General features: G+C 75.2%; 8 protein-coding genes. 6 read left to right on the top strand and 2 right to left on the bottom strand.

All coding sequences use genetic code 11. From position 1 onward, the window contains the following. Positions 1–37 precede the first annotated feature (37 nt). Positions 38–2,380, top strand: coding sequence for a RelA/SpoT family protein (locus ACVJO7_RS03310; RefSeq protein WP_491671663.1), 2,343 nt, complete (start codon positions 38–40; stop codon positions 2,378–2,380). Between the two features lie 39 nt (positions 2,381–2,419). Here the strand turns inward: ACVJO7_RS03310 and ACVJO7_RS03305 are convergent, their stop codons facing one another. Beyond that, on the bottom strand, positions 2,420–3,271 hold the full coding sequence (locus ACVJO7_RS03305) for a peptidylprolyl isomerase (protein WP_344029950.1): 852 nt from the start codon (positions 3,269–3,271) through the stop codon (positions 2,420–2,422). 128 nt (positions 3,272–3,399) lie between these two features. Here ACVJO7_RS03305 and hisS point away from each other — a divergent pair, with 128 nt between their 5' ends. Both hisS and ACVJO7_RS03295 read left to right on the top strand, forming a co-directional pair. Continuing rightward, positions 3,400–4,713, top strand: coding sequence for a histidine--tRNA ligase (gene hisS, locus ACVJO7_RS03300; RefSeq protein ID WP_491671662.1), 1,314 nt, complete (start codon positions 3,400–3,402; stop codon positions 4,711–4,713). Positions 4,714–4,721: 8 nt separating this feature from the next. Further along, a complete protein-coding gene (locus tag ACVJO7_RS03295) occupies positions 4,722–5,270 on the top strand; it encodes a class I SAM-dependent methyltransferase (protein ID WP_491671661.1) in 549 nt (182 codons plus the stop codon). A gap of 83 nt (positions 5,271–5,353) precedes the next feature. On the opposite strand, the gene ACVJO7_RS03290 is transcribed toward ACVJO7_RS03295, so the two are convergent. Then, positions 5,354–6,457: a YibE/F family protein gene (locus ACVJO7_RS03290; protein WP_491671660.1), complete on the bottom strand. Its 1,104-nt coding sequence runs from the start codon at positions 6,455–6,457 to the stop codon at positions 5,354–5,356. Positions 6,458–7,458: 1,001 nt separating this feature from the next. Here ACVJO7_RS03290 and ACVJO7_RS03285 point away from each other — a divergent pair. The 3 genes from ACVJO7_RS03285 (at position 7,459) to ACVJO7_RS03275 (ending at position 13,222) form a co-directional block, all read left to right on the top strand. Next, positions 7,459–9,564, top strand: a complete 2,106-nt coding sequence (locus ACVJO7_RS03285) for an intein-containing Rv2578c family radical SAM protein (protein ID WP_491671659.1) — start codon at positions 7,459–7,461, stop codon at positions 9,562–9,564. Between the two features lie 89 nt (positions 9,565–9,653). Further along, the gene (gene aspS, locus ACVJO7_RS03280) at positions 9,654–11,498 is read left to right on the top strand and encodes an aspartate--tRNA ligase (protein WP_491671658.1); all 1,845 of its coding nucleotides are present in this window, start codon (positions 9,654–9,656) and stop codon (positions 11,496–11,498) included. A 524-nt stretch (positions 11,499–12,022) separates the two neighbouring features. Then, positions 12,023–13,222 carry a hypothetical protein gene (locus ACVJO7_RS03275; protein ID WP_491671657.1) on the top strand — a complete coding sequence of 400 codons (1,200 nt, stop codon included), beginning with the start codon at positions 12,023–12,025 and terminating at the stop codon, positions 13,220–13,222. Positions 13,223–13,273 lie beyond the last annotated feature (51 nt).

Genomic DNA, 13,273 nt, shown 5'->3' with positions numbered 1-13,273 from the left:
CGGACCACCCGCTACCCGGGCACGAGCAGGAGGTGCGGTGACCGAGGTCGACCGGACGAGCACCACGGCGGACGCACATCCCGCCACACGCCCGCTCACGCCCGACGACGAACCACCCCGCCCGTCCGCGACCCGGCGCGTGCGGGCCCGGATCGCGCGCCGGATGACACCGCAGCGGGTCGCGATCGTGACGCCGGTGCTGGAACCGCTCGCCGCGGTGCACCGGTCGCTGCACCCCAAGGCCGATCTGGTCCTGCTGCAGCGCGCCTACGATGTCGCCGAGTCCAAGCACGAGGGGCAGACCCGCAAGTCCGGCGACCCGTACATCACGCACCCGCTGGCCGTCGCGACGATCCTCGCCGAGCTCGGCATGGACACGACGACGCTGGTCGCGGCGCTGCTGCACGACACCGTCGAGGACACCGACTACTCCCTCGAACGGCTGCGCGCTGAGTTCGGCGACGAGGTCGCGCACCTGGTCGACGGCGTCACCAAGCTGGACAAGGTCGAGTTCGGCACGGCAGCGGAGGCCGAGACGATCCGCAAGATGGTCGTCGCGATGGCGCGCGACCCGCGGGTGCTGGTCATCAAGCTGTCCGACCGGCTGCACAACATGCGCACGATGCGCTTCCTGCGGCCGGAGAAGCAGATCAAGAAGGCGAACGAGACCCTCGAGGTGTTCGCCCCGCTCGCCCACCGGCTCGGCATGGCGACGGTGAAGCTGGAGCTGGAGGACCTGTCCTTCGCGATCCTGCAACCGAAGAAGTACCAGGAGATCGTCCGGCTGGTCGCCGACCGGGCGCCGTCCCGGGACACCTACCTGCGCCAGGTGATCGACGAGGTCGCCTCCCAGCTGGACTCGGCGCGGATCCCGGCGAAGGTCGAGGGCCGACCCAAGCACTACTACTCGATCTACCGCAAGATGATCGTCAAGGGCCGGGACTTCGACGACATCCACGATCTGGTCGGCGTCCGGGTGCTGGTCGACGAGGTGCGCGACTGCTACGCCGCGATCGGCATGGTGCACGCCCTGTGGCAGCCGATGCCCGGCCGGTTCAAGGACTACATCGCCCAGCCCCGGTTCGGCGTCTACCAGTCGCTGCACACCACCGTGATCGGCCCGGACGGCAAGCCGCTCGAGGTGCAGATCCGCACGCACGCGATGCACCGCACCGCCGAGTACGGCATCGCCGCGCACTGGCGCTACAAGGAGGTCAAGGGCGGTCAGGGCAAGGAGGTCGAGGTCGAGGAGATGGCGTGGATGCGCCAGCTGCTCGACTGGCAGCGCGAGGCCGCCGATCCCGGCGAGTTCCTCGACTCGCTGCGGTTCGACCTCGCCGCCCGGGAGATCTTCGTCTTCACCCCCAAGGGCGACGTCGTCACCCTGCCCACCGGCTCCACCCCGATCGACCTGGCCTACGCCGTGCACACCGAGGTCGGGCACCGCTGCATCGGCTCCCGGGTGAACGGCAAGCTGGTCGCGCTGGAGCGGCAGCTGTCCTCCGGCGACGTCGTCGAGATCTTCACCTCCAAGGCCGAGGACGCCGGGCCCAGCCGGGACTGGCTGGCCATCGCGAAGTCGCCGCGGGCCAAGGCGAAGATCAAGCAGTGGTTCGCGAAGGAGCGCCGCGAGGAGGCCGTCGAGGAGGGCAAGGAGGCGATCACCCGGGAGGCGCGCCGCACCGGGATGCCGCTGCAGCGGCTCATCTCCGGCGACGCGATGTCCGCGATCGCCCGCGAGCTGCACTACTCCGACGTGTCCGCGCTCTATGCCGCGGTCGGCGAGAACCAGACCAGCGCCCAGCACGTCGTGCAGCGGCTGGTCGCCTGGTTCGGCGGCGAGGAGGAGGCCGAGGAGGAGCTCGCCGAGCGGGCGACGCCGTCGACCGTCCGGCACCGCAGGCCGTCCGGGAACGCCGGCGTCGTCGTGCAGGACGGCGACGGCAACGCGATGGGCGACCTCTACGTCAAGCTCGCCCGCTGCTGCACCCCGGTGCCCGGCGACGAGATCCTCGGCTTCGTCACCCGCGGCGGCGGGATCAGCGTGCACCGCACCGACTGCACCAACGCCGATGATCTCACCGCCCGCGAGGAGCGGCTGGTCGAGGTGGCCTGGTCGGTGTCGCCGGAGTCGGTGTTCCTGGTCGCGATCCAGGTCGAGGCGCTCGACCGGCACCGGCTGCTGTCCGACGTGACGAAGGTGCTGGCCGACGAGAAGGTCAACATCCTGTCCGCCTCGACGACGACCTCCCGGGACCGGGTCGCGGTGTCCCGGTTCTCCTTCGAGATGGGCGACCCCAAGCACCTCGGCCACCTGCTGCAGGCGGTCCGCAACATCGAGGGCGTCTACGACGTCTACCGGGTCACCTCGGCGGCCTGAGCGGCCCGGGGGCGGGACTCCCCGCCCCCCGGGGCCGGCTCAGCCGACGGTCGCGCTCTCGATGTCGACCGGGGTGTTCGGGGTGCCGTCACCGCCGCCGGTGGACTCGCCGGCCCGGGCGACCGCGTCCAGGGTCCGCAGGCCCTCCTCGCCGATCGAGCCGAACACGGTGTACTCGGGCGGCAGCTGAGCGTCGCCGTAGATCATGAAGAACTGGCTGCCGCCGCTGTTGGGGGCCGCCGTCTTCGCCATCGCCAGCAGGCCGCGGCCGTAGGTGAGGCCGTCGAACACCTCGTCCGGGATGGTGTAGCCGGGACCGCCGGCGCCCTGCCCGGTCGGGTCGCCGCACTGCAGCACCTGCAGGCCGGGGCTGGTGGTCAGCCGGTGGCAGGACGTCCCGTTGTAGTAGCCCTGCTGGATCAGGCTCTCGAAGCTGTGCACCGTGCACGGCGCCAGCGCGCGGTCCAGGGTGAGATCGATCGTGCCGGCGCTGGTGCTGAACGACGCCGGCACGGTGCCCTCGGCGGACACCTCGCCGTCGGCGGGCGGGTCCACCGGCTTCGACGCGGGCGCCTCGGCCGGGTAGGCGCAGTTCACCGACGCGGGGAGCGCGGTCGGGCGGGTCGGCAGCGGCACGACCGGGAGCCCGGAGGTGTCCGGTCCGGTGTCCTGCTGGGCCTGCGCGGCCGGGTCGGCGGGCTCGGTGTCGCCGCCGCCCCACGCCGCGGTCAGGGCGTAGACGCCGCCGGCGGCCACCGCGACCACCAGCACCGTCGCCACGACGGCGATCGTCGTGTTCCGCTTCTGCTTCTGGGCCCGTTCCACCCGGTGCGCCTGCTGGGCGGCCAGCTTCCGCTTGGCCGCCTCCCGGCGCTGCTCGTTCGTCGCCACGCTCTGCTGCTCCCTAGTCGATCACCGGTCACCGGAGGGTATCGGGGGCACCTGGGGGCGGATCGGGGAGACACCGGTTCTAGGCTGGGGGAGCCTTGCGCACCGGCACGAGAGGACGTGGACCTGCAGTGACCGCCACCGAGCAGCAGGCGGAGGGCCGGGCGCGCAAGCCCGAACCGTTCGCCGCGCCGAAGGGCATCCCGGAGTACCTGCCGCCGGACTCGGCCGGGTTCACCCATGTCCGGGACACCCTGGCCGGGGCCGCCGCGCGCGCCGGGTACGGCCACATCGAGCTGCCGGTCTTCGAGGACACCGCGCTGTTCGCGCGCGGGGTGGGGGAGTCCACCGACGTCGTCTCCAAGGAGATGTACACCTTCGCCGACCGCGGCGGCCGCTCGGTGACGCTGCGGCCGGAGGGCACCGCGGGCGTCGTCCGGTCGGTGATCGAGCACAACCTGGACAAGCAGGGCCTGCCGGTCAAGCTGCGCTACGCCGGGCCGTTCTTCCGGTACGAGCGCCCGCAGGCCGGCCGCTACCGGCAGCTGCAGCAGGTCGGCGTCGAGGCGATCGGCGTCGACGATCCCGCGCTCGACGCCGAGGTCATCGCGATCGCCGACGAGGGCTTCCGGGCGCTCGGCCTCACCGGCTACCGGCTGGAGCTCACCTCGCTCGGCGACGCCGCCTGCCGGCCGCGGTACCGCGAGCTGCTGCAGGAGTTCCTCGCCGGGCTGGACCTGGACGAGCCGACCCGCGAGCGGGCCGCGATCAACCCGCTGCGGGTGCTCGACGACAAGCGCCCCGAGGTCCGGGCCGCGACGGCCGACGCGCCGCTGCTGATGGACCACCTGTCCGCCGAGGCCGCCGAGCACCACGCCGCGGTGCTGGCGCACCTCGACGCCCTCGGCGTCGCCTACACCCCGAACCCGCGGATGGTCCGCGGCCTGGACTACTACACCAAGACCACGTTCGAGTTCGTGCACGACGGCCTCGGCGCCCAGTCCGGGATCGGCGGCGGCGGCCGCTACGACGGTCTGATGGGCACCCTAGGCGGTCCGGACCTGTCCGGCGTCGGGTTCGGCATCGGCGTCGACCGCACGCTGCTGGCCTGCACCGTCGAGGGCGTGCAGCCGTGGTCGGCCGCCCGGGCCGAGGTGTTCGGCGTGCCGCTCGGCGAGGACGCCCGCCGCCGGCTGGTCGTGATCGCGGCCCGGCTGCGCGCCCAGGGGGTGCGGGTCGACCTGTCCTACGGCAACCGCGGCCTGAAGGGCGCGATGAAGTCCGCCGACCGCTCCGGCGCCCGGTTCGCGCTGGTGCTCGGCGGCCGCGACCTGGAGAACGGCACGATCGGGTTGAAGGACCTGGTCTCCGGTGACCAGCAGGACGTCCCGCTGGACGGGGTGGTCGACGCCGTGGTGACCGCGGTCGCCGCCGAGGTCGGCTGAGCCCCGCGATGGCCGCCTCGGACCGGGATGACTGGGACCGCAGGCACCGCGCCGTCGGTGCGGGTGCCGGTGCTGCGCTGCCCCCGGACGCGCTGCGCGGCCGGCTCGAGCTCGTCCCGGAGACCGGCCGGGCGCTCGATCTCGCCTGCGGTCGCGGCGCGGTCGCGGTGTGGCTCGCCGGGCGCGGGCTCGACGTGGTCGCGGTCGACGTGTCCCCGGCCGGGCTCGCCGCGGGCGCCGAGCTGGCCACCGCCCTCGCCCCGCCCGGCCGGATCCGCTGGGTCGAGGCCGACCTCGACGACGGCTTCCCCACCGACGACGGCGTCTACGACGTCGTGGTCTGCCAGCGGTTCCGGGTGCCCGCCCTGTACCCGGCGCTGGCCGCCGCGGTGGCCCCCGGCGGGCTGCTCGCGATCACCGTGCTGTCCGAGGTCGGCGACTCCGGCGGCCGGTTCCGCGCGGCCCCCGGGGAGCTGCTCGCCGCGTTCGGCGGGTTCGAGGTGCTCGCCCACCACGAGGCCGACGGGGAGGCGCACCTGCTGGCCCGCCGGCCGTGATGCGCTGAGCGGTCCGGCGGTGGTCGCAGCCGCGGGCCCGGTGCGCCGACGGCCCAGGGCCGCGAGGACCGGGGGCCTGCGGGTCAGCGATACGCGGCGACGAGGGCGGCCAGGCCGGTGGTGACCGGAACCGCGGCGACCAGACCGATGCTCCCGGCCAGCGTCCTGACGATCTCGGTAGCGACGTCCTGGCTGGTCAGCACGTCCGACACACCCCCGGCGGCGACCGAGAACAGCAGCATCAGCGGCAGCGCCGCACCGGCGTAGGCGAGCACCAGGGTGTTCACCGCCGACGCGACGTGGTCCCGCCCGATCCGCATCCCGGCGGAGAACAGCTCCCGGGCACCCAGCTCCGGGTTCGCCGCGCCGAGCTCCCAGACGGCCGACGCCTGGGTGGCCGTCACGTCGTCGAGCGCACCGAGCGCGCCGATCACCAGCCCGGCGAGCACCAGGCCGCGCGGGTCGATCGGGATCCCGCCGAGGGTGCCGATCAGGTTGGCCGTGGTGTCGTCCAGCCCGGTCAGCCGCGCGGCGGCGGTGAAGCCGTAACCGATCACACCGATCAGCGCCAGCGACACCAGCGTGCCGAGCACCGCACACGACGTCCGTGCGCTGAACCCGTGGGTCAGGTACAGCACCACGAACATGATCAGGCACGCACCGGTCACCGCCACCGCGAGCGGTGGACCGCCGGACAGGATCGCGGGCAGCACGAACCACAGCAGGATGACGAACGTCAGCCCCAGGCTGATCAGCGCGGCGAACCCGCGCAGCCGCCCGAGCAGCACGACGGCAAGAGCGAACGCGGCCGCCAGCCAGATCAGCGCTGGCGTCCGCTGGAAGTCGTTGAGCTGGTACGACCCGGCGGAGTCGGGATCGCCGCCGGACCAGGCCAGGGTCACCGGGTCGCCGACCGCGAACCGCGGGCTGGACGGCTCGTTCGGCACCAGCTGCACCAGGTCGCGTCCGGCCCGGGGACCGTCGGTCATCGCGATCGTGACGCCGGTGCAGGCGCCGTCCCCGGAGCCGGGGGAGCAGTCCGCGACGGCGACCGCCGTGACGTCCCCGCGCACCTGCTCGGTCGGCGCGAACTCCGGCGTCGGGACGTCTCCGGGCCACAGCAGTGCGACGCCGGCCAGCGTGGCGAGCGCGCACGGGATCAGCAGGGCGACCAGCAGGTTCCGCACCCGCCGTCCGGCCGGGCTGGGGCTGCCGTGCCCGTGCCCGTGGCCGTGGCCGGTCGGAGGGGCCGATCGGTGTCCGGCGGCAGCGGCGGATCCGGCGGTGACCGGGCCGGTCCCGGCGATCCCGGCGTCGTCGTCGGGACCGGCGTCCTCCGCGGCCGGTGCCGACCCGCGGACGCGACGCCCGCCGCCGTCCGGCAGGCCGCGGGTCCGGTCCGCCGGGGGACCGTGCGCGGTGTCGCGGACCTGTGCCCCGGTGGCCTCCGGCGCCGCGGCCGGGTACTCGCCGGTCTCCGCCCGGCTGCGGCGGTACGTGGGCGTCTCCTCGTCGTGAGCGCCGTGGCCGTACGTCCCGCCGGTGTCGCCCCGGCCGGCCCACCGACGGGCCCCCGCATCGCGGTCCCCGCGTCCGTGCCCGGCCGGACCGCTGCGGCGGGGCTGCGGCGCGGTGCCCGGCGGACGGCCCCCCGTGGCACCGGGTCCGGCCGCCCACGGCCGGGCCGCGGCCGGGCCGGGCCCGGCACCGGGCCGCTCAGTACCGGGCCGCTCAGTACCGGGCCGCTCAGCACCGGGCCCGCCCGGCGCCGGATCGCGCTCGTACGGGCCCGGTGCGCCACGGCGGGCGCCGCGCTGCGGGCCGTCCGCGTCGTACGGCCGGGCGCCGGTACCCCCACCGGTGCCGCCGGAGCGCGGTACGGCCGGCCGGCCGGCCGTACGGCCCCCGGCCGGGGCCGGCTCGTCCGGTGCGCCGGCGGACCGCGGCGGCGACTCCGGCCGCTGGTGCCTGCCCGTCCCGTCCGCCCGCCGACGCCCGCCGGGTTCCCGGTCCGGACGCACGTCACCGGCGGACCGGTCGGGATCGTCGGGGTGCACCCCGGCATCCTCGCAAGTGATCACCCGGCGCCGGAGCGGTGCTCGCCCGGAGGGCACTGCCGGGCGACGACCGGTTGCCCGTTGTTCGAACTTGTGTTCGACTGATGCCCGTGCGGTGGAGCGGACAGCAGGTGGGAACCGACGGGGTCGGGGCGGATGCGGTGCTGCCGGGCATGGCCGGGTTGTTGCGCTCGGTGCGGACCCCCGAGTTCGCCGGCGCGGTCTTCCACGAGGTGGAGGCGCGTTCGGCGCTGAACCGGGTGGGGCCGTCGTCGCCGGTGCCCTTCGGGTGGACGGTGAACCCGTACCGGGGATGCGCCCACGCCTGCACGTACTGCCTGCGGGGGGACACCCCGGTGCTGACCGCCGGTGGCCGGTCCCGGCCGATCGCCGATCTCCGCCCCGGCGACGAGGTGATCGGCACCGTGACCGACGGGCACGGCAGGCGCCGGTTCGTGCGCACCCCGGTGCTGGCCCATTGGTCGACCCGGCGCCGCGCACAGCGGGTGTCCCTGGACGACGGGACGGTCCTCGTGACGTCGGCCGAGCACCGGTTCCTGACCCGGGAGGGCTGGGCGCACGTCCGGCCGGGGCGCTGCCGCTCGTCGGCGGACCGGCCGCACCTGACCGCCGGATCGGCGCTGGTCGGGCCCGGTGCGGCGGCGATGCCCGCGGAGGGCCACCCGGCCGGCTGGGCCGAGGGGTACCTGTGCGGGCTGGTCCGGGCCGACGCGGTCCGCAGCAGGGGGTCCGCGGAGCCGTTCCCGTCCGACTGGGTCGAGCTGGAGGCACTGGCCCGTGCGCACCACCTGCTCACCTCGGGCGGCCAGGGCGGCCCGGGCGGCGCGGACGCCACCGGCACGGGCGCGGCGAACCGTCCCGGCGCGGCCGGCGCGGGCCGCGTCCCGGCGGGCGCCGGTCCGGCGGGTGCGCGGCAGGCGGCATCGGCGCGGCACGCCTCCGACACCCGGGCACCGCACCGCGCCGCCCCCTCGCCGACGGTGTGGCCGGAGCGGCCGGGGCCGGGCTGGTCCGCCGGCTTCCTCGGGGGAGTGCTCGACGCGAGCGGCGAGGTGTCCGCGGGTGTCCTGCGGATCACCCCGGGCGACGAGCAGCTGACCCGGGTGACCGTGGGCGCGTTGCGCAGGCTCGGGTTCCGGGTCGCCTCCGAGCCGGCCGGCCGGCCGGGCGGACGGTCGCTGCGGGTGCTCGGCGGGGCCGCGGAGCAGTTGCGTCTCGTCGCGGTGGCCGATCCGGCCCTCGCCCGGGTCCGGGACGTGGCGGGAGCGCTCGTCGAGGAACCGCGGGACGGCGCGCCCCGGGTGGTCGACGTGCAGGACACCGGTGACATCGTGCCGATGTTCGACATCACGACCGGCACCGGCGACTTCGTCGCCGCAGGCGTGGTCAGCCACAACTGCTTCGCCCGGAACACACACACCTACCTTGACCTGGATGCGGGCACGGACTTCGACTCGCAGATCGTGGTCAAGGTCAACGTCGCCCGGGTCCTGGAACGGGAGCTCGCCCGCCCGGGCTGGCGGCGCGAGCACGTCGCGATGGGCACCAACACCGACCCGTACCAGCGGGCCGAGGGCCGCTACCGGCTGATGCCGGGGGTGATCGGCGCGCTCGCCCGGTCCGGGACGCCGTTCTCCGTGCTCACGAAGGGCACCGTGCTGACCCGCGACCTGCCGGACCTGGCCGCCGCGAACACCGACGTCCGGGTCGGGGTGGGGGTGTCGGTCGCGCTGCTCGACCGCGAGCTGCAGTCCCGGCTCGAACCCGGCACACCGAGCCCGCGGGCACGGCTCGACCTGGTCCGGCGGATCACCGACGCCGGCCTGCCCTGCGGGGTGATGGTCGCGCCGGTGCTGCCGTGGCTGACCGACTCCGCCGAGGCACTCGACGCGCTGCTCGCCGACATCGCGGCCGCCGGGGCGAGCGGCGCGACGGTGCTCGCGCTGCACCTGCGGCCGGGGACCCGCGAGTGGTTCCTCGGGTGGCTGGGCCGGGAGTACCCGGCGCTGCTGCCGCGCTACGAGCGGCTCTACCGGCGCGGCGCGTACGCGGGGCGCGACTACCGGGAGGCGCTTGCCCGGCGGGTGGCGCCGCTGCTGGCCCGGCACGGGCTGGACCGGCCGGAGCCGAACCCGCGGGACCCGGGCCGGAGAGGGCAGGAGTCCGGGCCGCCGGCACCGCCCGATCCGCGGGCCGGCCAGCTGAGCCTGATGTGACGCCGGGCGGGGTTCCCACCGGCGCCGGGCCCACCGGACCGCAAACCTGGTGGCGGGCCCGGCGGGGCGTGCGGATAGCCTTGTCCGCCGTGATGCGAACCCACCCCGTCGGCACCCTGCGTGCCGAGAACGCCGGCCAGACCGTGACCCTCGCCGGATGGGTGGCCCGCCGCCGGGATCACGGCGGCGTGATCTTCATCGACCTGCGTGACCGGTCCGGATCCGCCCAGGTCGTGTTCCGCGAGGGCGAGATGGCCGACCGCGCGCACCGGCTGCGCTCCGAGTTCTGCGTGCAGGTCGTCGGCACCGTCGTCGCGCGCCCGGCCGGCAACGAGAACCCGGAGCTGCCCACCGGCGACATCGAGGTCACCGTCACCGAGCTGACCGTGCTGTCCGAGTCGGCGCCGCTGCCGTTCCCGATCGACGAGCACAGCGGCGTCGGCGAGGAGATCCGGCTGACGCACCGCTACCTCGACCTGCGCCGCCCCGGCCCGGCCGCGGCGATGAAGCTGCGCAGCGACGTCAACAAGGCGGCCCGCGACGTGCTGGCCGCCGAGGACTTCATCGAGGTCGAGACGCCGACGCTGACCCGCTCCACCCCGGAGGGCGCCCGCGACTTCCTGGTGCCCGCCCGGCTGCGCCCCGGGTCCTGGTACGCGCTGCCGCAGAGCCCGCAGCTGTTCAAGCAGCTGCTGATGGTCGGCGGCCTGGAGCGCTACTACCAGATCGCGCGCTGCTACCGGGACGAGGACTTCCGCGCCGACCGGCAGCCCGAGTTCACCCAGCTCGACATCGAGATGAGCTTCGTCGAGCAGGACGACGTCATCGCACTCGCCGAGCGCGTCCTGGTCGCGCTCTGGAAGCTGGTCGGCCACGAGATCGCGACCCCGATCCCGCGGATGAGCTACGCCGAGGCGATGTCCCGATACGGCTCGGACAAGCCGGACCTGCGGTTCGACATCGAGCTGACCGAGCTGACCGGGTACTTCGCCGGCACCGGGTTCCGGGTCTTCCAGAACCCCTATGTGGGAGCCGTGGTGATGCCGGGCGGGGCGTCGCAGGCCCGCAAGGTGCTCGACGGCTGGCAGGAGTGGGCCAAGCAGCGCGGCGCCCGCGGCCTCGCCTACGTCCTGATCGGTGAGGACGGCACGGTCGACGAGCGCGGCCCGGTCGTCAAGAACCTCTCCGAGACCGAGCGGGCCGGGCTGGCCGAGGCCACCGGCGCCCAGCCGGGCGACTGCATCTTCTTCGCCGCAGGCAAGCCGAACGAGGCCCGCGCGCTGCTCGGCGCCGCCCGCGGCGAGATCGCCCGCCGGATCGGCGCGATCGACTCCTCCGCCTGGTCGTTCGTCTGGATCGTCGACGCGCCGCTGTTCGAGTCGACCGCCGACAGCGACGACGTCGCCGTCGGTGCCGGGGCCTGGACGGCGCTGCACCACGCGTTCACCTCGCCCACCCCGGAGTGGATCGACACCTTCGAGCAGGACCCGGGCAGCGCGCTGGCCTACGCCTACGACATCGTCTGCAACGGCAACGAGATCGGCGGCGGCTCGATCCGTATCCACGACGCGGACGTCCAGAAGCGGGTCTTCGAGATCATGGGGCTGTCCGAGGCCGAGGCCAAGGAGAAGTTCGGCTTCCTGCTCGACGCGTTCACCTACGGGCCGCCGCCGCACGGCGGGATCGCGTTCGGCTGGGACCGGATCACCGCGCTGCTGGCCGGCAGCGACTCGATCCGCGAGGTCATCGCGTTCCCGAAGACCGGCGGCGGGTTCGACCCGCTCACCCAGGCGCCCGCCCCGATCACCGCGGGCCAGCGCAAGGAGGCCGGGGTGGACGCGCGCCCGGCCGGCCCGGCGCCCGGCGGCTCGGCCCCCGGGCGGCCCGCGGAGACCGGCGGCGGTGCGCCGGAGAAGCCCGGCCCGGCCGCCTGAGCGCCCCCGGCACGACCGGTGGCCGGCCCGCCGGCCACCGCGCCGGGGTACGGCCGGGCACCGCCGTCGAGGGTCCCGACCGGCACCGGGCGGCGTCCCGGCCGGCCCGACCGGAGCGTTCGGGTCTGTCACCGGGACCGGGGCGCCCCGGGCGCGGACCGGGACCGCTCCAGGCCGGTCGGCCGCCGTACCCCGGCCGGTGGGGCGGCCCACCCGCACCGGCGGGCCGCCATCGGACCGGGAACCCGCCCCGGCCGGCCGCGCAGCAACACACCACTCGCCGCACGCGGACGTCGGGCGGCTCGTCCCGATCCGCGGCGGTGCACCAGCACCGACCCACCAGCACGACCCACCAGCACCGACCCAACACGGGGCCCGTCACCACCGGGCACGACGGGCGCCGGGGCACGTCCCGCGGCGGCACTACCGGCCCCGGCGGGACACCGGCAGGGTGGAGGCGTCCGGGTTCCGAGCTGCTCCGTCCGGAGGGGCACGTCCGACACGAGGGGTAGGGTCCGCAGGCGATGACCGATCCGCAGGCGACTCCCGGCGCGGTCGCGGCGATGGCCGGTGCCGCGCGGCTGCTCTCCCGGCGGGCGGGCTCGGAGGTCGAGCTCTCCGAGCCGGAGGACCTCGGCGGCAGCGGCCGCTCGGTCGTCGCCCGGGCGAGGATGGCGCAGAACCCGTTCTCCGACCGGCGCAGCGTCGTGATCAAGCAGTACGCGCCGCCGGGCCCGGACGACGACCCGATCACGTCCGACCCGTACCGCTACGAGGTCGCGTCCTGCCAGCTGTTCACCGCGCTGCCCAGCGACGTCCGGCCCAGCCCGGTGATCATCGCCCACGACCCGGAGCAGCGTCTGCTCGTGCTCGAGGACCTGGGCCGCAGCATGACGCTCGCGGACAAGCTGTTCGGCCCGGACCGTGAGGCGGCCCGGATCTGCCTGCTCGGCTGGGCCAGGGGGCTGGGCCGGATGCAGGCGGCCACCGCGGGCCGGGAGGGTGACTTCGGGGCGCTGCTGCGACGGCTGGGGGAGAAGGTCCGCCGGGACCCGATCGCCGACCAGGCCCGCGCCGCACTCGCCGGGCTGCCCGGGCTGCTCGCCGACGCCGTCGGCGTGGAGGTCCCGGAGATGGCGGTGCTGGAGGCCCGGGGCGGTGTCCGGCTGCTCGGGGGGACCGGGTTCCGGGCGTTCAGCCCGTCCGACACCTGTCCCGACAACAATCTCGTCACCAGCCGCGGCGTCCGGTTCGTCGACTTCGAGTGGGGATGCTTCCGGGACGTCGTGCTGGACGCCGCCTACGTGCGGGTCCCGTTCCCCGGCTGCGCGGCCAGCTACGCCCTGCCATCGCCGGTACGCGAGCAGATGCTCGACGCGTGGCGGGCCGAGGTCGCACCGGTCTGGCCGGAGCTCGACGACACCGAGCTGCTGGAGTCCAGGCTGACCGACGCGCACCTGCTCTGGGTGTGGTGGTCGACCTGGCTGCTGCTGCCGCGAGTGCTGAACCGGGACCGCCCGATCGGACGCGACGCCGGGCGGTCGCCGCGGATCAGCACCGCGCTGCGGCACTACTGGCAGGGGCTCGGCGCCGCCGCGGCGGCCACCGACCGGGCCGCGACGGCCGAGCTGGCCACCGCCGTCGTCACCGCGCTCGACGCCCGCTTCCCGGACGCGCCTTCCGAGCTGCCGGTCTTCCCGGCGTTCCGCGCCGCCGACCGCTAGCACCCGCCGCGTTCGTCCGGCGGTGCCCGGGACGGGGGTCTAGGCTCCGGA

This window comes from Pseudonocardia sp. DxW, assembly GCF_058448985.1.
Note: the sequence above shows the minus strand (reverse complement) of the source record. Positions and strands in the feature narration are given on the sequence as shown.

What these genes read in the sequence shown, in the direction of transcription:
- ACVJO7_RS03275 (WP_491671657.1), top strand. Translation starts at nt 12,023, where the DNA reads ATGACCGATCCGCAGGCGACTCCCGGCGCGGTCGCGGCGATGGCCGGT.
- ACVJO7_RS03295 (WP_491671661.1), top strand. Translation starts at nt 4,722, where the DNA reads ATGGCCGCCTCGGACCGGGATGACTGGGACCGCAGGCACCGCGCCGTC.